This window comes from Rhodococcus sp. EPR-147 (assembly GCF_001647185.1).
Taxonomy (GTDB): Bacteria; Actinomycetota; Actinomycetes; order Mycobacteriales; family Mycobacteriaceae; genus Rhodococcoides.
In genome coordinates, this window is record NZ_LVCU01000487.1 from 1 (window position 1) to 20,725 (window position 20,725).

Here is a 20,725-nt window from a genome sequence, read left to right on the forward strand (position 1 = left end):
CGCGACCGTGCACGCTCTGATCGACAACTTTCACCATTGGCAACAGTGGTCGCCCTACGAGGGACTCGACTCTGGTTTGCAGCGCACCTACACCGGTCCCGACGCGGGAGTAGGGGCGTCGTACTCGTGGTCGGGTAACCGCAAGGCCGGCGCGGGGACGATGACCATCACCGAATCGATTCCCGAAGAACTGATCGTGCTCGACCTCGCGTTCACCAAGCCGTTCAAGAATCGGAACGTCACGGCGTTCCTGCTCGAGCCTGTCGCCGACGGGACCCGGGTGACCTGGCGTATGTCGGGAAAGCAGAACAAGCTGTTCGCTCTGATCGGAAAAGTGTTCTCGATGGACAAGCTCGTCGGACCGGATTTCGAGAAGGGGCTCAGGCAGCTCGCCGTTGTGGCCGAGAAGGGCTGAGTCGGTTCTCCCGTAGATCCGCCTGCTCGCCGAGCCAGCGGGCGAGAACCTGGCAGCCGGTGAGGCCGTCTGCATAATCCTCGCGCGCATAAGCGATGTGTCGGCCACCGCCGGGGTTCGACCACTCGAATCGACGCCAGCGCATCGACTGCGGCAGATACCCGCCCAATTCTGCGGCCGCAGTGCGGAGGCGTCGAACATCTTTCGCCCACTGCGAGGGTCGAAGGCGCGTCCGGGTCGCGTTTTGGAAGCTGTTGCTGCGCAGTAAGTTCAGTAGTTCACGCAGCCAGATTTTCGGAGTGCGAAACGACATCCATCGGGTCAGGTCGGCAACGTCGCGAATGAGACTGTCGTCGCTTGCGTTGCAGATCATGTCGGACTTCAGACCGATCCACTGAACCGGAATCGACTCGGGCAGAGCCGGACCCGCACCGGCGACGCCGCGCCCGGTGCAGCCGTCGACGGCACCCACCGGCTGCTGAGGATCCGACACCAGACCAGCGGCAACGATGCGGCTGCCGTCGATCGTCCCGTCGTGGACGAGACCGAGGACCTCGCGCACCACCGTCGCTCCCTGGGAGTATCCGATCAGCGCAATCGGCCCGGCAGTGCTCTCGAGTGTGCGGCGTAGACGCCGGACACCGATGTCTGCACTGTGCCGAAAGCACAGTCCACCGAGCGCGACCGGACCGTACGACGCCGGATAGCCGATCCAGCGGCCGACGAAGCGGTCGTCGAGCTCGCGGGTGACGCAGGCCAGCAGGCCCGTCACTCGTGTCCGGTGGTCGGACGGGTGTGATTCACCGGTACCCCCGACGGCGAGTACGGTGACCGTTTCCTGGCTCATGGCTGTCAGTCTGGTCGGGGAACCTGAGCCCGACGCCCGACAAATGCTGAGAACTGTCTGGCAGTTCGGTCCCGGTCAGGTCAGAGCAGTGCGTACCTCGTCGAGGGCGTCGCGAAGGAGTGCCTCGTACAGATCCGGGTCGGGTACGGCTGCGCTGTTCGACGTGATTCCGATGGTGACGGTATCGCCGATGCCGTGGACTCCGTGGGTCAGGCTCATGGCGGGGGACAGGGCCGGAAAACCTGCGGTGAATCGGACGCGGCCGCCGCCGAGCGTCAGGTCTGCAGCACCGCGCGAAACACTGGACACGACGGTGTTCCCGGTGACCATCGGAGGGGCTGCGGTCGGATCGAACTGCGCGACGCCCCATTCGGCCAGAAACGCCGGCACGTGTACTTCGACGTCGTCCTGTGAGGCGCGGGCTGCCCGCGACAGCGGATGATTCGCGCGAGCTCGGCGCGCAGCCAGATCGGCGGCGACGAGCTGACTGCGAGTACGAATGTCCGGTTCGGCGGGAAACAGTCCGACGCCGACGTTGCCGAAATTGTTTCGCGCGTCGGCTCGCTCATCCCTGGCGACGGTGACCTCGGCGGCCAGATCCGGACCGTCGCCGAGAAGCCGTTGCAGTGCAACGGATACTGCAGTCAGCACGAACGTGGTGACGGTGGTCCCGCCGGACTGCAGCTCGGTTTTCGGAAGCACGATGGTCCGCACCGACGTCCGGCCGGTGGGCGGCACGTCGAGGTCGGTCGGAGCGCGCGAAGGTGCGGGCGGGGGAATGTCGCCCGAATCGGTACCTCGCCCGAGGCTCAGCGCGTCGCGTCGGGCGCGGACACCGCCGCGAACCATCTGCGCCAGCCGAAGCGGAAGAGTTGCGGCGGCAACGATTGTGGATGCCGACTCGAACGTCGCACGAGGCTTTACTTGGACGCACGCCGGTGGGAGTGGATGCGTGCCGAACAGGTCGCGAGCAGCGCGCGCGGCCAGTGTTCCGTCGGCCGCCGCGTGCGAAAGCTGCAGCACGGCAACGAGGGCCGTGCCGCCTGGAGCGTCGACGATGTTCGGATACAGGTGCAGGTGCCACACGGACACTCGGGGGTCGACCTGACGTGCGAACGATGCAGCGATCGCCTCGAGGCACTCCGACCACGTGCTCGTTTTCCGGTGGACGGAGATCGCGTCGGAGCGCGGGCCCGCCTCGGTCCAACGGGGATAATCGAGGCCGCACGCGACGTCACTGATGCGTCGACTCAGGACCTCGATGCGGCTGCCGCGCTCGTGCAATCGGGCCACCTCGGAATCGAGGTCTCCCGATCCGCTGGCGAAGCAGTACAGCAGAAACTGGTCGCTCGGAATCTTCGACGCCATCCAGTACGCACGCGCGTCGGTCGGATGCAGGCGGGTCGATCCGGGGCGGTTGTGGGCGGCTCGAACGCGGGGCACGCGTCGAGCCTATGCGTCCCTGTGTGAACCGGAAATCCACAGACTGGCTGGTCCCATTCTGTGAACTGTCACCAGGATGGGCCGAGGACTTCTTCGATTGCCTGGAGGTCCACCGGCGCCATGGGCGCTAGCCTGATCCAATGCATCGACCAGCACTGTGGCCGCGACGCCGCGGCGGCACCCAACGGCGGGTGTCGTGACGCCCAGAGTTGCCTCGGGCTATCGGGCTGGACTGCGTTCCTCGACCAACGCCGCCGCATCGGCCGACTTCGTCACCGACATCTCCTACACCGAGTACGGCTCCGCGGCCTGCACCCTCGGGGTCGCGGCGGACAACACCGTGTTCGTCGCACCCGCGTTCACCGTGGACGGCATCGGGGTACTGCGCTCGTCCGATTTCGGAAAGTCATGGCGTGCATCGGTTCCCGAGGGCCTGCGGCAGGGTCGGAATCGTCCGTATCTGTATTTCGACGACGTCGACGAGCGTCTGTTTCTGCACGCCGGACGATTCGACGCGGTGCCGCCCCATCAGATGCGAACGGGCTTCACCCTGGGGGTCAGTGACGATCGGGGCGAAACCTGGCGCACGCGCACAGTGGCATCGAAAGCCAGGATGGATGCCAAAGTGTTTGCCGGTCCGAGCAATTCACGGGCCGGAAGGGTTACGTATCTCTCCGCGCCCACGCCGTTCGCAGTACGTGTGCGGCCACTGATCAACGTCACCCGTCAGGTCATCTGGCGGTCCTTCGACGGCGGGGTGAAGTGGGAAGTAGCCGGTGGTTTCGACATCGATTCCAAGAACATCCCCGGATTGCCGAGTCGGGAGTACGTCTCGTTCGGTAAGGGTGTGGTCGGTCCGGACGGCACCGTCTACATCGGTGGCCGCTACGGTCGACGGTTCGCTGTGGCGGTCAGTCGCGACGAGGGTCTGACGTGGGACGTTCGGATGGTTCCGGGATCGGCGCTGGCGAAGTACCACAACGCAGTGCATTTTCTGCTGCTCGGTTCGCGCTATCTGCTGCCGGAGTCGATGGCCGTCGACGACGACGGAAACGTGTACGCGGTGTGGCCGGACCGCGACGGATTGCTGCATGCTTCCTGGTCCTCGGACGGCGCGGCGAATTGGTCGAGGCCGGTGGTGGTGTCGGCACCGGGAGTGCGCGACGCCCGCTTCGGCGCGATCACCGCCACCGGGTCCGGGCGGGTGGGCATCGCATACTACGGACGCGAGAAGGGGCGTGCCTTCCACGGCTTCATCGCGCAGTGCCGCGACTTCCGTACCGGCAGCCCGGTGTTCGTCGGCGGTAAGTACAACGAACCCGATGCACCGCTGTTTCCCTACGGATTCTGCAGTGGCGTTGCGGGTTTCGGTTTGGGTCGCTCACTCAACGAGATAGTCCGCGTGCATTTCGCCCCCAACGGTGACCTCGTGACCGGGGCCGCGATGCAGATGCGGGGACGAAACAGGCAACGCCCCTGGGCGGCGCGCTCGCAACACACCGAGATGCAGGCGGTCCTGGGACGGCTGGGTCGCATCGTCAGGGCATAAACGAAAGGCCCTGCAGCACAGCGCTGCAGGGCCTTTCGTGGTCTTGCTTACCTACTAGGCGACGTTGATCATGCCGACTGTGGGGAAGAAGAAGCAGCTCTTGTCCGAACCGTCGAGGGCCTTGTGGTTCACCGTGCCGAACACCGCGGCCAGAACGGTTCCCGATCCGGTTTCGACGGGTACGGCGCGGGCACCGGCGGCAGGCAGCGAGTCGATCGCTCCGATGACGAACGGCCGAACGATGTCCTTCGCGGCGTCGGGCACACCGGAATTGGTGAGGATCGAATCGGCGAGAGTGGTTGCCAGGCCGCCGAAGTCGGCGAATCCGCCCTGCAGGGTGTTGACGTTGAACCAGGCGACCTGCATCCCGGTCTTGTTCTCGGAATCGTTCACGATTCCGGCCGGGACGAACGCGAACATCGTCTCGCCCTTGTCGACTGCATTGAGCTCGGGAATCTGGATGGACGGCAGGAACGGCAACGTGGGGATCGCAGGCGCGGTCAGCTGCGGCCACGGTCCTGCCGCTCCGCCTGCGACACCGGGAACGATGCCGAGGGGCGAGCCCGCCGTTGCGGAGCAGTTGATCGCTGCGGTGGGGTAGAAGAACGGCGTGATGCCGAAGTCGGTAAGGGCTTTGTTGGCTGCGTTCAGTGCGGCGAACGGATCGACGTTCGCATCCTCGGCGACCGGGGTACGTGAGTCGGCGATCGCGGTCGCGGCGTCGAGCGAGGCACCACCCTGTCCCTGCAGTGCGGCGATCGCCTGCGCCAGCGGATCGGCCGGTGCCGGATCCGCTGCGGCAGTGGCGGGAACAGCGAGCAATGCCGCGCAGGAGAGCGCGAGCGCGCCCGCCAGACGGCTGAGGCGACGAGACATGTGTGACTCCTGTGACTGATGTGGCTTATGTTGCGGTTGCGCTGATATCACCACACATCATCTCGACGTCACAAGCTCAGAAAGATTCCGTTGTTCAATCGAGACGGTCCCAACAAGCCGGGCTGTGACTGCCGTCACCCCACGTCGATGCCGAAGTCGCGCACGATTCCCTCCAGCCCCGAGGCATAGCCCTGGCCGATGGCGCGGAACTTCCATTCGGCCCCGCGTCGGTACAGCTCGCCGAACACCATCGCGGTTTCGGTGGAGGCGTCCTCGCTGAGGTCGAAACGGGCGAGTTCGCGCCCATCGGACTTGTCGACCACGCGAATGAAGGCGTTGACGACCTGACCGAAGTTCTGGCCAAGGGCGTCGGCGTTGTGAATGGACACCGGGAAGACGATGGAGTCCACTTCCGGGGTCAGGGCAGCCAGGTCGACATCAATGCTCTCGTCGTCACCTTCGCCCTCGCCGGTCCGGTTGTCGCCGGTGTGCTCGATGGCACCGTCGGGGGAGCGCAGGTTGTTGTAGAAGACGAAGTAGCTGTCGCTCAGTGCCTTCTTCGTGGTGCGAAGTCCGATGGCGCTTGCGTCGAGATCGAAGTCTCCGCCGGTGGTGGCGCGGACATCCCAGCCGAGTCCCACGCTCACCGCCGTCAGATTCGGTGCTTCTTTGGTCAGCGAGACATTTCCACCCTTGGCAAGCGTTACGCCCATGTCCATCCACTCCTCAGCGCGTTCGTCCGTGCGTCGTCCTCCCCACCATATTCATATTCGTGACTTGGGTGCGCGAGGTGCTCGTGTGAAGCCGGAGGGGAACGGGGTGGGTGTGAGCAGTGGGGCTGGCGGTACCGATGGGATTGTGGTGGGATACGACAAACGATGGAAGATAGCAGTGGTTGTGCAATTTATCGGGTAGGCGCGCCGCCGCGATCGAACGACGATGGAGATTTTTGTGCAGGTTTCGCGACGTGAACTGTTCAAGTACGCCGCCGCGGGGTCCGCGGCCGCCGTCGGATTGGTTGCGTTGGGTTCGACGACCGCGCACGCCGACGCCGGGCTCGGCACACTCGTCGACTACTCGGGTGGGGTGCCATCGGCATCCGCGATCAAGAATGCCGGTCACCTCGGAGCTGTCCGCTACGTGTCCGATCGGCGACCGGATGCGAACTGGATGATCGGGAAGCCGATGCGCAAGTCCGAGGCCGATGCCTTGACATCCGCGGGCCTGGAAGTGGTCTCGAACTACCAGTTCGGTAAGGGGGCCACGTCCGATTGGCGTGGCGGGTACGCAGCGGGCGTGAAGCACGCAGAGCGAGGCCTCGAGCTCCACCTCGCCGCCGGTGGTCCGGCAGACCGCCCGATCTACGCGTCGATCGACGACAACCCCACCGCTGTGGAGTTCGCAACCCTGATCGCGCCGTACATCCTGGGCTGGCAGTCGGTGATCGGAGCCGAGAACACGGGAATCTACGCCAATTCACCGACCATCGAATTGGCCTCGGTCGCAGGCCTCGGCCGGTGGTATTGGCAGCACAATTGGGGAACGCCGAAGGGCTTCGTTCATCCCGACGCGCACATTCATCAGATCCGAATCGACAAGGATTTCGTGGGCGGAGTCAAAGTCGACATCAACAATATTCTGAAGGCTGATTACGGGCAGTGGTCGAAATCTGCCGCTGACATTCTCTGAAACAACATCGATGTAATTCTTTTCCGACAATCTACGAATGCAGCACGGCATTCGGAGAACCCGTGCATATTCTTTCCGAATTCACCCCACGAACAGTTCGCCCCCGGCTTCTCGCGGAAGCCGGGGGCGAAGTGCGTCAGTAGTGCAGATACGAGCTACGGGACGTAGACCGTACCGATGGTGGGCAGGAAGGTGCAGCTGCGCGGTGCTGCCGCCGGGTCTTCCTTCGACTGCGTGGTGATCGAACCGGAGACGACCGAGAGAACGCGTCCGGGGCCGGTGTCGGCGATCGCGGACAACGTCGCCGGACCGTCGGTGTTGATCATGGATGCGCCGGTGAGATCCTGGGTGCCCGAGCGACGGTTGTCGATGTTGAGCCAGGTCACCGTCAGAGGAGCTGCCTGCTCGGCGGCAATCGGGGCGGTGCCGAGAGCGGTGAAGACGAAGCCGGCCTGACCTGCGCCGGGTCCGGGAGGCGGCAGGGTGGCTGGGCCGGGTACGGCCAAGGCGGTTCCGACGGAATCGGCGGTGTCGGAGATGCATCCCACGCCGAGCGTCGGGTACAGGAACTGGGCGATGACGGGTCCGTCGGACGGCAGTTCAGGTCCGCCGCCGCCGGAGCCGTCCAGGAACGTGATGACCCGTTCGAGCAGGGACTTGACCTGGTCCGGCAGCTGCGCCGTCTCGAGCAGCGCGCGGGCCTGACCGAGCAGGTCGGCGGCCGGGGCGGCTCCCACGTCGGCAGGTCCGGCTGCGGCACCGACGATGGCCGGTGCGAACGAGGCGAGTGCTTCCACCTCGGCCAGGTTGGGCATCGGCTCACCGGGGGCGGGAAGGAACTGAGCGATCAGAGCAGCGGGATCGGCCGGTGCTGCGGGCAGATCTGCCGGTGCCATCGGCACCAACGGCTGTGCGGATGCGCTGGTCGGCACGACTAGTGCGGCGGCTGCGGCTACGGCGAAAGCTGTAACTACGCGACGCGTTCCGCGGGTACGAAGCACGGTGATATTCCCCATTCTGATCATGACGCGGGCCCACGGCGACAGCCGGTGCTCGAGGGGTTACTCTATGTAGCGCAATCCCCGATGTACAGCTGTTGTCGATCGAGCCCTCCCCCGTCGCATCTATGCCAGGGCAGTCTATTGGTCACACGCTGCGAATTCTCCGCAGACGCACACGATAACCTGTTACTGAAGTTGTCAGTGTGAAAGGTGATGCAAATGTTACTCGGGTGCATCGGTGGTTGGGGCGCGTGAGCTGAGCCCTATAAGCTCGACGATCGATACACGGCATCGATACCGAACGGAACCGCACGCACAGTGAACCGACTTGTTCGGCTGGCCCCCGTTCTGCTCGCGGTCTCGGTGATCAGCCGATTCGTCTGGGCCTTCGCGACGCCCAACGGTATGAACCTCGTTGACCTGCACGTCTACGTCGACGGCTCCGCGACACTTCTCGGCGGAAATCTGTACGACTACACGTACTCGGTGCAGACCCCGGACTTCCCGCTCCCGTTCACGTACCCGCCTTTCGCCGCGCTCGTGTTCTTTCCGCTGCACTATCTGCCGTTCACGCTGGTCGGAGTGCTCTGGCAGGCCGCGACCATGATCGCGCTGTTCGCCGTGGTGAAGCTGACGCTGTCGGTGGTTCTGGGCGACGAGCGTGCCGCCGAGCCGCGCTGGGTGCGTATCGCGATGCTGTGGACCGCGCTCGGTCTGTGGTCCGAACCCGTTCGAACGACCCTGGACTACGGCCAGGTCAACGTGTTCCTGGTGCTGCTGGCGATTGTCGCGGTACGCAGCAGCAGATGGTGGGTGGCAGGCGGGCTGGTCGGGTTCGCTGCCGGAATCAAGCTGACCCCGGCCATCACCGGCCTGTACTTCCTGGCCACTCGGCGGTGGAAGGCAGCGGCGTTCTCGGCAGTGGCCTTCGCCCTCACCGTCGCGGTCAGCTACGCGGCGCTCGGACACCAGGCGGCCACCTACTTCACCACGCTGCTCGGCGATGCCGACCGAATCGGCCCCGTCGGCTCGGTCTGGAATCAGTCCCTGCGGGGCGCGCTCAGCCGGATCGCGGGGGAGGACGTCGGGCAGGGGCCGGTGTGGCTCGCCGCCGCCGTACTCGCGACAGGACTTGCGATCGCGGCATGGCGGGCGATCGGGCGCGAGGACCATCTGGGCACGCTGGTGATCGTGCAGCTCCTCGGCCTGCTGATCTCGCCCATCTCGTGGTCGCATCACTGGATCTGGGTGATCCCGATGGTGATCTGGCTGGTGCACGGGCCGCTACGCGACGTCGCCGGGTCGAAGATCGTCGCGGGCTACTGGTTGGTGACGGTCACCGTGGGTGTGCCGTGGCTGCTCAGCTTTTTCCAGGAATCGATCTGGACCATTCCCCGTCCCGGCCTCGAGGCGTGGGCCGGTGCGGTCGATGTCGTCGGAGCGGCCCTGTTCCTGGGCTGGGTCGTCTATGCCGGACGCATCAAGTCGCAATCAGGGCATCGATCCGACGCGCCAGATCCACATCCTTCTGTGTGAGCCCGCTGACCTTCTTCTGGGTCGTTCCTGCAGGCTCCACTCCCGCGCTGTGCGTCGAGAGCGTGAACGTGAGCGTCCGCCATCTGATGTCGATGTCGGGGTGATGATCCGCCTCTTCCGCGGCCTCGGCCACGCGGTTCACCGCCTGGATCGCCGCTGGAAACGACGCCAGTTCGACGGTGCGCGTCAGCGATTTCCCGTCCACGGTCCATTCGGCGAGTCGGGCGTCCTCGATGTCTCGGTCGGTCAGCAGTTCGGTCATAGAAAGATGGTGGCATGTCCGGTACCCCCGCCGCTGTGGTTGTCGCAGCCGCATTGACGCACCAGGGCAGGCTGCTGCTCGCCCAACGAACTCGTCCGCCCGAGCTGGCCGGCCGGTGGGAACTGCCCGGCGGCAAGGTGGAGCCGGGGGAGTCGGAGGACGCGGCCCTGGTGCGCGAGCTGCGTGAGGAACTGGGAGTGGAGTGCTCGATCGGCGCGGCGCTCACCGGCGACGTCGACCTGCCCGGCGGTCTCGTGCTCCGCGCGTACCGGGCCTGCCTCATCTCGGGAGTTCCTGCAGCACTTGAACATTCGGCTCTACGGTGGGTGGACGCAGAAACCCTGCCGACGATGGATCTGGTCGATGCCGACCGACTCTGGATGCCCGAGTTGCAGGAAATTCTGCTCACTTCGCCCGAGCGGTCTTCAGGCCTTTCTTGAGGTCTTTCTTGGTCGCGCCCGCGGATTCCAGCTTCTTCATTCGCATGATCACGACGGGGCATTTGATGCAACGAACCTTCTTGCGGCAGCATTTTTTCTTGGGCTTCATCCCCGAGACATCTGCGGCCTTTATCTTGCCCATGAGCACCAAGACTAATGGGTGGCGCAGGTCACAGACCTGAGGGTGGCGCGGGGCACTGCCGAACTACGGGTAAACTCGATCAGTCGCGAGAACCTCGCGGTGCAGCGCGCTTCTCTAGCGACATAAGCCCGCTAGCGAACAAGAGCCCGCATTCGACTCCAGGAGAATTTTTCGCGTGAGCGCCCCAAGCAGTGCAGACAACATCGACAGCACCACCACTTTCCGCAACGTCGCCATCGTTGCACACGTCGACCACGGCAAGACCACCCTGGTCGACGCCATGCTTCGACAGTCCGGCGCGTTCGAGGAACGTGCCGAAGCGATCGACCGCGTCATGGACTCGGGTGACCTCGAAAAAGAAAAAGGCATCACGATCCTGGCCAAGAACACGGCCGTCCACAAGCGCAATGCCGACGGCACCATCACCGTCATCAACGTGATCGACACCCCCGGCCACGCCGACTTCGGCGGAGAGGTCGAGCGCGGCCTGTCCATGGTCGACGGTGTCGTCCTCCTCGTCGACGCATCCGAGGGCCCGCTTCCGCAGACCCGCTTCGTGCTCCGCAAGGCGCTCGCCGCCTCGCTGCCGGTGATTCTGGTCGTGAACAAGACCGACCGTCCCGACGCGCGTATCGAAGAGGTCGTCTCGGAGAGCCACGATCTGCTCCTCGACCTCGCGTCCGACCTGGACGACGAGGCATCCGAAGCCGCCGAGCTGGCGCTGGACCTTCCGGTTCTCTACGCCTCCGGCCGTGAAGGCAAGGCCTCGAAGGTTCAGCCCGAGAACGGCCACGCCCCCGACGCCGAGAACCTCGACGAGCTCTTCGAGGTCCTGCTCAGCTACGTCCCCGCGCCCAAGGGCAACGTCGACGCTCCGCTGCAGGCGCACGTCACCAACCTCGACGCGTCGGCCTTCCTCGGCCGTCTCGCCCTGGTCCGTATCCACAACGGACAGCTCTCCAAGGGCCAGACCGTGAGCTGGATGCGTGAGGTCGACGGCGAGCCCGTCGTCCAGAAGGCCAAGATCACCGAGCTGCTCAACACCATCGGCGTCGAGCGCGTGCCCGGCGAGAAGGGTGTTGCAGGAGACATCGTCGCCGTCGCAGGCTTCCCGGACATCATGATCGGCGACACCCTCGCCGACCTCGAGAACCCGGTTGCCCTGCCGCGCATCACCGTCGACCAGCCGGCCATCTCGGTCACCATCGGCACCAACACGAGCCCGCTCGTCGGACGCGTCAGCGGCCACAAGCTGACCTCGCGCATGGTCAAGAGCCGTCTGGACCAGGAGCTCATCGGTAACGTCTCGCTCAAGGTCCTCGACATCGGTCGCCCCGATGCCTGGGAGGTCCAGGGTCGTGGCGAGCTCGCTCTCGCCATCCTCGTCGAGCAGATGCGTCGTGAGGGCTTCGAGCTCACCGTCGGCAAGCCCCAGGTGGTCACCCAGACGGTCGACGGCAAACTGCACGAGCCCTTCGAAGAGCTCATGGTCGACACACCGGAGGAGTACCTCGGTGCCGTCACTCAGCTGCTCGCCGCACGCAAGGGCAAGATGGTCCAGATGACGAACCACGGCGCAGGCTGGGTTCGCATGGAATTCATCGTTCCTTCGCGTGGCCTGATCGGTTTCCGCACCGAGTTCCTCACGGACACTCGCGGTACCGGTATCGCCAACGCCGTCTTCCACGGGTACGCGCCGTGGGCCGGCGAGATCCGCGCCCGCCACACCGGTTCGCTCGTGTCGGACCGTCACGGCACCGTCACTCCGTTCGCGATGATCCAGCTGGCCGATCGCGGCACGTTCTTCGTCGAGCCGGGCGCAGACACCTACGAGGGCATGGTCGTGGGCATCAACCCGCGTCAGGAAGACCTCGACATCAACGTCACCCGCGAGAAGAAGCTGACCAACATGCGTCAGTCCTCCGCAGACGTCATGGAGACCCTGGCCAAGCCCAAGAAGCTGGACCTGGAAATGGCCATGGAGTTCTGTGCAGGCGACGAGTGCGTCGAGGTGACCCCCGAGGTCGTGCGCGTCCGCAAGGTGCACCTCGATTCCAACGAGCGCGCTCGTGAGCGTTCGCGGAGCAAGACTCGCGACAAGGCTGCTCTCTAAGACTCACTTCGTGCGGCAGAAGCGACGTGTCACCCTTGTGGGGCGCGTCGCTTCTGTCGCACAAGGTAGCCGACTACGAAGGAGATCCTCGTTGCGCAAGGTGCTGATGCCGACGGTTCTGGTTTCTGCCATCGCTCTGGTACTCACCGCGTGCACTGCGGATCCCCCGCCCCCGATCGAGAGCATCGAGACCACGGTCAGCACCACGATGGTGCCGGCGAAGACCGGTGACCCGGTCGTCGTCGCCATCGACGATGTCGGCATCGGCTTCAACCCCCATCTTCTGGCAGATCAGTCGCCTACCACTGCCGCGGTCGGTTCGCTGGTACTGCCCAGCCCGTTCCGTCCCTCGCGCGACCCGGACACCGGGGTGACGACCTGGGAACCGGACCTGTCGCTGTTGATCTCGGCCGAGGTGACGTCGCAATCGCCGTTCACCATTCGCTATCAGCTGCGCAACGAGGCCCAGTGGTCCGACAGCGCGCCGATCGCCGCCGAGGATTTCCGCTACCTGTGGCAGCAGATGACCACTCAGCCCGGCGTCGTCGATCCGGCCGGGTACGCCTTGATCGACGACGTCGCATCCTCGGGCGGTGGCAAGACGGTCGACGTGACACTCTCGTCGCCGTACCCGGCCTGGCAGCGACTGTTCGCCGATCTGGTGCCCTCGCATCTGCTCAAGGACTCACCCGGCGGTTTTCAGGGCGGCCTGACGGACAATGTGCCGGTCTCCGGTTCTCGGTTCAACATCAAGACCGTCGACCGGGGTCGGGACGAGATTCTGCTCGAACGCAACGACCGATTCTGGGGCGAGCCCGCATCACCCGACCAGATCCTCATCCGCCGCGGGGGCACCTCCGCGCAGCTGGCCGATTCATTGCGGTCCAGTGACGCTCAGATCGCCCAGGTTCGTGGCGACTCGGCCCTGCGAGCCCAACTCTCGGCAATTCCCGGCGTGCGGACCGACACCATCCGGCAATCCCGAGTGCTGTCGATGACGGTCAACGGGCGAGCGCCGAACATGTCGAATTCGATTGTGCGACAGGGGATACTGGGTCTACTCGACCCCGATCTGCTGGCGACGGTCGGAGCCGGCGGTGGCGCGACGGATCGCCGGGCTGCAGCGCAGCTGTCCTCGCCGTCCGACCCCGGATACACCGCGACGGCACCGGCCCCCATCGGCAGAACAGCTGCCCTCCAACTGCTCGAACGGGCCGGGTTCGTACCGACACCCGATGCCGTGGTGACATCGACCCCGAACCCGAGCGCGCCGACCACCGCCGCTCCGACGACAAGTCCTGACCCGACGGCCACCAGCGCTCCGGGCCCGAGTGCCACCAGGCTTGCGGACGCGACCGGTACCGCGTTGCGGTTCGTGATCGGTGCCGTCGAGAACGACGACATCGCGCTCGCGGTCGCCGGAACGGCCGCAGACGAACTCGTCGGCGCAGGCATCGATGCGACCGTGACCCCACTTCCCGCCGACGAGCTGTACTCGACGGCGTTGACCGACGGAACCGTCGACGCGGTGGTCGGATGGACCAGCGCGGGAGTCGACCCCGCCACGGCCCTCGCCTCCCGGTTCGGCTGCGTCGACGAGCCCGCCGACAGCAGCGGCGACGGCGTCGAGATACCGCGAAATCTGTCCGGTCTGTGTGTCCCGGAACTGCAACCGACGATCGACAGGGCGCTGGTGAGCGGCCTCGAATCCTCCGTGGCCACCAACGAGATCGAGCCGAGGCTGTGGTCGCTGGCGTCGACGCTGCCGATCATGCAGGACGCGTCCGTGGTGGCCGCCGTACCCAGCATCACCGGCGTCTCGCTGACCGGCCCGGTCGAGGTCGGGATCTTCGCCGACGCTCCGCAGTGGATGCGGACGCCCCGGTGACTCGCATCGATCGCCCCGCCGTCATCGTGTTCGACGTGAACGAGACGTTGTCCGACATGTCCACGATGCCGGCACGGTTCGCCGACGTGGGCGCTCCGCCGCACTTGTTCGCGACGTGGTTCGCGGGACTGCTCCGTGACGGCTTCGCGTTGGCAGCAGCGGATGCTGCCCAGCCCTTCGCCGTCATCGGTTCCGGTTCGCTTCGTACGCTGCTGTTCGACACCGCCTCGAACTCGGATCTGGACGCCGCGGTGGACCACATCATGGGTGGTTTCGCGGAGCTCGACGTTCATTCCGATGTGGTCGAGGGAGTGACTGCTCTGGCAGCACTCGGCATCCGGCTGATCACTCTGAGCAACGGTTCGGTCCAGGTGGCACAGACTCTGCTGGACAAGGCCGGAGTGCGCGAGACTTTCGAGTCGTTGCTGTCGGTGGAGGCCGCCGGTCGATGGAAGCCGCACGCGGACTCCTACCGCTACGCACTCGAACAGTGCGGCGCGAAGCCCGAGGACGCCATGCTCGTCGCGGTTCATCCCTGGGACATCGACGGCGCGCACCGTGCAGGCCTGGCGACCGCCTGGATCCATCGCGACGGCGGGCCGTACCCGGATTACCTTGCTGCACCCGATGTGACGGCACTATCGCTGCCGCATCTGGCGCAGCTGCTCGGCCGATGACAGCAGTGATGCCGATGCCGGCAGTGACACGGACGACAGAACGAACGGCGAGTAACCAGCGATGACAGGGCAGGCAATGACGGATCAGGCGATGACGGAGCCACAGCGGTTGCTCCTGGTACACGCGCATCCGGACGACGAAACCATCACCACCGGCGGCACCATCGCGCATTACGTCCGCGCCGGGGCCGAGGTCACGGTGCTCACCTGCTCGCTCGGCGAGGAGGGAGAAGTGATCGGTGAGACATGGGCCGATCTGGTGGTCGATCGCGCTGATCAGCTCGGCGGCTACCGGATCCTGGAATTGCACCGCGCGCTCGCTGCCCTGGGCTGCAACCCGCCGCGCTTTCTCGGCGGTGCCGGACGCTGGCGGGATTCCGGGATGGCAGGGACGTCGGCGGCTCGCAAACCGCGCGCATTCGTCAACGCGGACCGTGACGAGGCCCTCGGAGCGCTCGTGGCGGTCATGCGTGAGCTCCGGCCGCAGGTCGTCGTCGGATACGACCCCGAGGGCGGGTACGGCCACCCCGATCACCAGCAGGTGCACTCGCTGGTGACCGAGGCCGTCGAGATCTGCGGAACCGAGGTCTACCCCGATGCCGGAGCGCCGTGGGAGGTGTCGAAGTTCTACTGGACCGTCACCGGACACGATCAACTGCAGTCGGGTCTCGCCGCGATCGACGAGCTTCCGGCCGGATGGCGACTGCCGGTCGACGGTGAGCTGCCCAGCGTTCCGGAAAGCACGATCACCACCAGTATCGACATTCGGGGCGTGCTCGACGCCAAGCGGGAAGCACTGCGCGCACATGCGACTCAGGTGACCGTCGCGCCGTCGGGCAACGAGTACGCACTGTCCAACGACATCGCCCAGCCGATACTGCTCGACGAGCAGTACGTGCTCGTGCGGGGCGAATCCGGCAGCGATGCGACGGGCAGGGAGACGGACCTTTTCGCAGGCGTACTAGGCTGTGCTTCGCATCACTGAATGACCACGGCATCGATCTCACCACAGCAGGGGCGGAACACACATGTACAACTGGGTAGTGCAGGACGCCATCGTCGCGTTCGTCGATTCTCTCAAGCCGCAGTTCGGCGCACAGGCAGATCTGTACCAGTACGTTCTGGGTCAGATCGCCATGGGCGCGAGCAATCTGCTCACCTCGCTCGGGTACCCGCCGGTTTCCTGAGTGCCGGCGCACTGAAACAACCAGGGTCAAGGCAGTATTGGGCGCATGATCTCGAAAGCTGCATCCAATACTGTCGCCCTGGTGTCCTGGGCGACGGTCGCAGTGCTGGTGTTCGACGGCTTTCTGTCCGGAATTCTGTCGGTCTTCTTTCTCCCGACCTACCTCGGTTCGGTGCAATTCCCCGTCAGCGCACTGCTCGGCGGAGTTGCCAACGTCGCGTTGATCCTGGCGGCGCGCAAGGTCGCCGAGCGGCCGCTCTGGGTGGCGTCACCCTTGATCGGATGGTTCGCCGCGGTTCTGCTGTGCATGTTCGGCGGGCCTGGCGGCGACGTTCTCCTGCTCGCCGATTGGCGCACCATGCTGCTGATCGTTGCCGGAGCGGGCCCCGCGGGAGTGCTGCTGTTCATGTTCCGGATGAAGGCGATCACAGCAAGCGTGCATGCCGACCCGCATCCCGCAGTACGTCCTCGATCATCGTCGGAGTCAACAGTCCGGTGAAGGTGTTTCGCTGGCTGACGTGATAGCTGGCGAACACGGTGATCGAGCCCAGATCGAGCTTGGCTCCATGCCCGAACTTCGGTGCAGGCCTTGGTATCTCCCATCCATTGGCCGCCAGTATGGGCAACAGGGACTGCCAGCCGAAGGCGCCGAGAACGAGCACCGACCGTAGCGTCGGGCGCAGCAACCGCAATTCGTCGTCCAGCCAGGGCCTGCATGCATCTCGCTCGGCGGGAGTCGGCTTGTTCTGCGGTGGAGCGCAGTGCACCGGCGCGGCAATGCGAACTCCGTTGAGCGCCAACCCGTCTCCGATGTGTGTCGCGGTGGGTTGGTTGGCCAAACCGACCGCATGCATCGCGCGATAGAGAACGTCCCCGCTTCGGTCTCCGGTGAACATCCGGCCGGTGCGGTTGCCGCCGTGCGCTGCCGGGGCCAGCCCGACGATCAGCATGGCCGCGTCGGCGGGTCCGAAACTGGGAACCGCTCTACCCCAATATGTTTCGTTCGCAAAAGCGGCTCGCTTCTCGAGCGCGACCTGCTCGCGCCATTGCACCAGACGCGGGCAGGCGCGGCATTCCGACACTGCGAGGTCGAGTTCCTCGATGCTCTGCGGCCGCGTCATGTCAGGTTCGGTGCAGCCAGATGTCCCCGGCACCAGGGGTGACGGCGTCGATCATCGCCCACGCGTTCTCGATGGGGATGTCGATCACCTCGTAGTGGCCGACGCCGGCCGGAGTAGCGGCGACGATGGTGGCCACCCCGGCGCGACGCTGGAAGAACGTCTGCCGCACCGTCCAGCCGATGATGCCTGCGGCCTCGAGGCTGTGCCGACTCCTGTCGAGCGAGCCGTGTCGGGTGATGAGCCAACCGGGCAGTACCGCGTGGCCGAGTCCACGGAAGCGATCGTGCGCGAGCCCGAAGGCGGCGAGGAACAACACCCCGAGCGTGATCCAGGCGAGTATCGGGATGGGCGCGCCGACGTACTGCGCGATTGAAAGGCCGGCCGCGATGACCACCACCGGCAGCACCGCCCGGGTGTAGCGGCGACGCCGCGCCGCAGGTCCGTGCTGCAGCAGGGGGCGGTCGGCACCGCCGTGCAACCCGGCGTCGCCGAGGACCGTGGTCATCATGCGGAGTGCCTCGGCGCGCGGGGCCTGGGGGAGCAGCAGCGACGATTCCTTCTTCTCGGCGCTGACGCCGGTCATGATGGCGTCGAGCCTGGCACCTTTCACCGCGCGCAGCAGCAGTGGTTCGGACAGTGACGTGCCGCGCAGCCGCTTGCGATCGAGTGTCGACTGACGGGTCCGCAGCAGTCCGTGACTGACGTGCAGCGTGCGCCCCTGATCGGTGACCGTCAGGTTGGCGTAGGTCAACAGGTAGCGAACGCACGCGAAGATGCTCGACACGACCAGCAGCGCAATCAGGGCCACGACCACGAACAATGCGATTCCCAGTTGCTCTGCGGAATCGATACTGTTGGAGACCAGCGAGGACTCCGCCAATGTTCGCCCGAGTCCGTACTGGAACAGCACACCGACGGCCGCGGCGATGGTGACGATGCCGGTGATGGAGAACGGTGCGAACCGCACCCACGAGAACTGCCAGTGAGCGATCTCCACTTCGGGCCCCGATGCCGCCGTCGGCATCCCGTCGGACGTCGGTATCTGTCCAGAGACCCGCTGCAGCAGATCTCCACGAAGCGCAGGCACCAGTGACGTGTCGAGAGCGTTGAGCTCGAAGGCCTCGCCGTTGCCTGCTTGTCGGCCGGTGCCGATACGCAGGATGGACAGCCCGAGAACCCGGTGCAGAACGTTGGCCTCCACATCGACCGACCGAATCCTGTTGCGCGGAATGGACAGAACTTTCTTCTGCAGCACCCCGCTGCGCAGCTGCACGTGCACCGGACCGATCCGGTAACTGGTGGTGAACCACCGCAGGATCGCGAACACCACGACGACCACGAGAATGGCGAGACTCCAGTAGTGGTTACCGCTCTGGCTGCCGACGAAGAACGAGATCAGCAATACGGGCAGGAGCTTGATGCCCTCGTTCACCGGATGTACCAACAACATTCGCTTGTCCAGGCGCAGCCACGGTTGCTCCTCCTCGACGGCCAGCAGTTCTGCCTGATCCTGAGGGTCACCAACGGTCACGTTGCGTCTCCGACGGTACGGCCGGCGATGTCGGTGAGTCGCGCGACCGTCTTGTCCGCGACTTCCTGGTCGAGCGCCGTGATCTTCACCGCGCCGGCAGAGGACGCCGTCGTGACCGTGACCGTGGCCAACCCCAGCAGGCGATCGAGAGGTCCGCGCTCGGTGTCGACGGTCTGTACCCGCGAGATCGGTGCGATGCGTCGCTCCTGGCTCAGCCAGCCGGTGCGGGTGTAGACCGCGGTGTCGCTGATCTCCCAGCGATGCACGCGATACCGCCACTGGGGCACGATCGCGATGTGCAGCACAGCGAGCACCACCGAGGCGACGAGGACGGCCACATGCGGCCAGGTCGTCCAATTCGAGTCGACGATTGCCCACACGATCTGGGCGACGAAGATCGGTACCCACAGCAGACCGGCACTCAGAGCCCAGAGCAGACGTGCACGCGGAGACGGTTGCCACTGTGGATCGGTCATCGTTGTCACGGGTACAAACCTATGGGTGTCGTTTGATATCCACCACCCCGGAGCCTGCGGAACGACCCGAGTAGCCGGGAGTGGAGTCTGCGGAATGACCTAGCAAGCCGGGAGTGGAGCCTGCGGAATGACCTAGCAAGCCGGGAGTGGAGCCTGCGGAACGACCCGAGTAGGGGAGGGGCGGGTGGCACGTGCGTACCAGGAAGCGCATGATCGACTGGTGACTTCGTTGCCTGACACCGCTCCAGCTGCTTCTGCCATGCGCCGCGTTCTGCGTCGTGCCCGGGACGGAGTCTCGTTGAACGTCGACGAGGCGACGGTTCTGCTGTACGCGCGTGGGGACGATCTGGTGGATCTGATGGCGTCGGCTGCGCGGGTTCGTGATGCGGGGCTCGAGTCGGCGGGGCGTCCGAAGACGGTGTCGTACTCGCGAAAGGTGTTCGTACCCATCACCCGGTTGTGCCGCGACAAGTGCCACTACTGCACGTTCGTTACGGTCCCGGGCAAGCTCAACGCTTCCGGGCACGGGATGTTCATGGATCCCGACGAGATCATCGACGTCGCCCGCAAGGGTGCCGCGCTGGGCTGCAAGGAAGCGCTGTTCACTCTCGGCGACCGGCCGGAGGAGCGGTGGCCGGAGGCCAAGGCGTGGCTCGACTCCCGCGGCTACGACTCCACACTCGACTACGTGCGTGCGATGTCGATCAGGGTGCTCGAGGAGACAGGTTTGCTGCCGCACCTCAATCCCGGTGTGATGTCGTGGCAGGAACTCTCGCGCCTCAAGCCGGTCGCTCCGTCGATGGGGATGATGCTCGAGACCACCTCGCGTCGGTTGTTCGAGGAGAAGGGGCAGGCGCACTACGGCAGTCCGGACAAGGATCCCGAGGTTCGCCTGCGCACGCTGACCGACGCGGGACGGCTCAACATTCCGTTCACGACCGGCATTCTGGTCGGTATCGGCGAGACGCTGCGTGACCGCGCCGAGTCGATCATGGCAATTCGCAAGGTGCACAAATCTTTCGGGCACGTGCAAGAAATCATCGTGCAGAACTTCCTGGCCAAGTCCGACACCGCGATGCGGTCCGTTCCCGACGCCGGTCTCGAGGAATTCCTGGCGACGATCGCGGTGACGCGGATGGTGGTCGGCCCGTCGATGCGGATTCAGGCTCCGCCGAACCTGGTGGCAGCGGAGGAGACCGCAGCGTTGCTGGGCGCAGGCGTCGACGATTGGGGCGGGGTCTCGCCTCTGACCCCCGATCACGTCAATCCCGAGCGGCCGTGGCCGAACCTCGACACCCTGGCGGAACTGTCCGACAAGGCGGGCTACCGCTTGGTGGAACGTGTTGCAGCGCAGCCGCAGTACGTCCTCGCCGGTGCTCCGTGGATCGATCCGCGGATATCGGCGCACGTGCGGGCGCTGGCCGATCCCGAAACGGGCATGGCGCGCGAGAACGTGAACCCGACGGGGCTGCCGTGGCAGGAGCCGGACGAGGAGTGGGAGTCCTCGGGCCGCGTCGACCTGAACACCGAGAT

The 20,725-nt window shown here is 65.4% G+C and carries 22 protein-coding genes; 12 read left to right on the forward strand and 10 right to left on the reverse strand.

The window, feature by feature from the left end:
* The first annotated feature begins 7 nt into the window (after positions 1 to 7).
* Positions 8 to 415: an SRPBCC family protein gene (locus A2J02_RS20770; protein WP_082899538.1), complete on the forward strand. Its 408-nt coding sequence runs from the start codon at positions 8 to 10 to the stop codon at positions 413 to 415.
* On the opposite strand, the gene A2J02_RS20775 is transcribed toward A2J02_RS20770, so the two are convergent.
* Both A2J02_RS20775 and A2J02_RS20780 read right to left on the reverse strand, forming a co-directional pair.
* Positions 381 to 1,262 (reverse strand): PE-PPE domain-containing protein, encoded by an 882-nt coding sequence (locus A2J02_RS20775; protein ID WP_068052950.1) that lies wholly within the window; start codon positions 1,260 to 1,262, stop codon positions 381 to 383. The genes A2J02_RS20770 and A2J02_RS20775 overlap by 35 nt on opposite strands.
* A 75-nt stretch (positions 1,263 to 1,337) precedes the next feature.
* Positions 1,338 to 2,705: a WS/DGAT domain-containing protein gene (locus tag A2J02_RS20780; protein ID WP_082898948.1), complete on the reverse strand. Its 1,368-nt coding sequence runs from the start codon at positions 2,703 to 2,705 to the stop codon at positions 1,338 to 1,340.
* Positions 2,706 to 2,901: 196 nt separating this feature from the next.
* Here A2J02_RS20780 and A2J02_RS20785 point away from each other — a divergent pair, with 196 nt between their 5' ends.
* The gene (locus A2J02_RS20785; protein WP_143536505.1) at positions 2,902 to 4,254 is read left to right on the forward strand and encodes a sialidase family protein; all 1,353 of its coding nucleotides are present in this window, start codon (positions 2,902 to 2,904) and stop codon (positions 4,252 to 4,254) included.
* Positions 4,255 to 4,308: 54 nt separating this feature from the next.
* Here the strand turns inward: A2J02_RS20785 and A2J02_RS20790 are convergent, their stop codons facing one another.
* Together A2J02_RS20790 and A2J02_RS20795 are read right to left on the reverse strand one after the other, a co-directional pair.
* Positions 4,309 to 5,130, reverse strand: a complete 822-nt coding sequence (locus A2J02_RS20790) for a hypothetical protein (RefSeq protein WP_068052956.1) — start codon at positions 5,128 to 5,130, stop codon at positions 4,309 to 4,311.
* A gap of 134 nt (positions 5,131 to 5,264) precedes the next feature.
* On the reverse strand, positions 5,265 to 5,843 hold the full coding sequence (locus A2J02_RS20795) for a TerD family protein (protein WP_068052993.1): 579 nt from the start codon (positions 5,841 to 5,843) through the stop codon (positions 5,265 to 5,267).
* 226 nt (positions 5,844 to 6,069) lie between these two features.
* On the opposite strand from A2J02_RS20795, the gene A2J02_RS20800 reads away from it, so the two are divergent.
* On the forward strand, positions 6,070 to 6,819 hold the full coding sequence (locus A2J02_RS20800; RefSeq protein WP_068052959.1) for a DUF1906 domain-containing protein: 750 nt from the start codon (positions 6,070 to 6,072) through the stop codon (positions 6,817 to 6,819).
* Between the two features lie 155 nt (positions 6,820 to 6,974).
* On the opposite strand, the gene A2J02_RS20805 is transcribed toward A2J02_RS20800, so the two are convergent.
* Complete coding sequence (locus A2J02_RS20805; protein WP_068052996.1) at positions 6,975 to 7,835, reverse strand: Rv1157c family protein; 861 nt, start codon at positions 7,833 to 7,835, stop codon at positions 6,975 to 6,977.
* Between the two features lie 303 nt (positions 7,836 to 8,138).
* On the opposite strand from A2J02_RS20805, the gene A2J02_RS20810 reads away from it, so the two are divergent.
* Positions 8,139 to 9,356 (forward strand): mannosyltransferase, encoded by a 1,218-nt coding sequence (locus A2J02_RS20810; protein ID WP_068052962.1) that lies wholly within the window; start codon positions 8,139 to 8,141, stop codon positions 9,354 to 9,356.
* On the opposite strand, the gene A2J02_RS20815 is transcribed toward A2J02_RS20810, so the two are convergent.
* On the reverse strand, positions 9,301 to 9,618 hold the full coding sequence (locus A2J02_RS20815) for a 4a-hydroxytetrahydrobiopterin dehydratase (protein WP_068052965.1): 318 nt from the start codon (positions 9,616 to 9,618) through the stop codon (positions 9,301 to 9,303). The two genes, A2J02_RS20810 and A2J02_RS20815, sit on opposite strands and share 56 nt — an antisense overlap.
* 14 nt (positions 9,619 to 9,632) lie before the next feature.
* On the opposite strand from A2J02_RS20815, the gene A2J02_RS20820 reads away from it, so the two are divergent.
* On the forward strand, positions 9,633 to 10,058 hold the full coding sequence (locus tag A2J02_RS20820) for a (deoxy)nucleoside triphosphate pyrophosphohydrolase (protein ID WP_068052968.1): 426 nt from the start codon (positions 9,633 to 9,635) through the stop codon (positions 10,056 to 10,058).
* Here A2J02_RS20820 and A2J02_RS28815 read toward each other — a convergent pair.
* Positions 10,024 to 10,200: a hypothetical protein gene (locus tag A2J02_RS28815; RefSeq protein ID WP_094609726.1), complete on the reverse strand. Its 177-nt coding sequence runs from the start codon at positions 10,198 to 10,200 to the stop codon at positions 10,024 to 10,026. The two genes, A2J02_RS20820 and A2J02_RS28815, sit on opposite strands and share 35 nt — an antisense overlap.
* A gap of 175 nt (positions 10,201 to 10,375) precedes the next feature.
* On the opposite strand from A2J02_RS28815, the gene typA reads away from it, so the two are divergent.
* The 6 genes from typA (at position 10,376) to A2J02_RS20850 (ending at position 16,563) form a co-directional block, all read left to right on the forward strand.
* Positions 10,376 to 12,313: a translational GTPase TypA gene (gene typA / locus A2J02_RS20830; protein WP_068052974.1), complete on the forward strand. Its 1,938-nt coding sequence runs from the start codon at positions 10,376 to 10,378 to the stop codon at positions 12,311 to 12,313.
* Between the two features lie 106 nt (positions 12,314 to 12,419).
* A complete protein-coding gene (locus A2J02_RS20835; RefSeq protein WP_068053000.1) occupies positions 12,420 to 14,201 on the forward strand; it encodes an ABC transporter family substrate-binding protein in 1,782 nt (593 codons plus the stop codon).
* On the forward strand, positions 14,198 to 14,878 hold the full coding sequence (locus A2J02_RS20840; RefSeq protein ID WP_068053003.1) for a haloacid dehalogenase type II: 681 nt from the start codon (positions 14,198 to 14,200) through the stop codon (positions 14,876 to 14,878). The genes A2J02_RS20835 and A2J02_RS20840 overlap by 4 nt, the downstream gene beginning before the upstream one ends.
* Positions 14,879 to 14,969: 91 nt before the next feature.
* Positions 14,970 to 15,863 carry an N-acetyl-1-D-myo-inositol-2-amino-2-deoxy-alpha-D-glucopyranoside deacetylase gene (mshB, locus tag A2J02_RS20845; protein WP_156516327.1) on the forward strand — a complete coding sequence of 298 codons (894 nt, stop codon included), beginning with the start codon at positions 14,970 to 14,972 and terminating at the stop codon, positions 15,861 to 15,863.
* Positions 15,864 to 15,906: 43 nt separating this feature from the next.
* Positions 15,907 to 16,065 (forward strand): hypothetical protein, encoded by a 159-nt coding sequence (locus tag A2J02_RS28410; protein ID WP_008714214.1) that lies wholly within the window; start codon positions 15,907 to 15,909, stop codon positions 16,063 to 16,065.
* Between the two features lie 45 nt (positions 16,066 to 16,110).
* Complete coding sequence (locus A2J02_RS20850) at positions 16,111 to 16,563, forward strand: hypothetical protein (protein ID WP_068052980.1); 453 nt, start codon at positions 16,111 to 16,113, stop codon at positions 16,561 to 16,563.
* On the opposite strand, the gene A2J02_RS20855 is transcribed toward A2J02_RS20850, so the two are convergent.
* From A2J02_RS20855 to A2J02_RS20865, 3 genes are all read right to left on the reverse strand, one after another.
* Positions 16,490 to 17,185: a uracil-DNA glycosylase gene (locus A2J02_RS20855; RefSeq protein ID WP_068052983.1), complete on the reverse strand. Its 696-nt coding sequence runs from the start codon at positions 17,183 to 17,185 to the stop codon at positions 16,490 to 16,492. The genes A2J02_RS20850 and A2J02_RS20855 overlap by 74 nt on opposite strands.
* Position 17,186: 1 nt before the next feature.
* The gene (locus A2J02_RS20860) at positions 17,187 to 18,635 is read right to left on the reverse strand and encodes a PH domain-containing protein (protein ID WP_082899539.1); all 1,449 of its coding nucleotides are present in this window, start codon (positions 18,633 to 18,635) and stop codon (positions 17,187 to 17,189) included.
* A gap of 77 nt (positions 18,636 to 18,712) precedes the next feature.
* Positions 18,713 to 19,192, reverse strand: a complete 480-nt coding sequence (locus A2J02_RS20865; RefSeq protein ID WP_068052988.1) for a PH domain-containing protein — start codon at positions 19,190 to 19,192, stop codon at positions 18,713 to 18,715.
* A gap of 259 nt (positions 19,193 to 19,451) precedes the next feature.
* On the opposite strand from A2J02_RS20865, the gene cofG reads away from it, so the two are divergent.
* The coding region (gene cofG, locus A2J02_RS20870; RefSeq protein WP_231911486.1) for a 7,8-didemethyl-8-hydroxy-5-deazariboflavin synthase CofG at positions 19,452 to 20,725 on the forward strand (1,274 nt) is incomplete at its 3' end.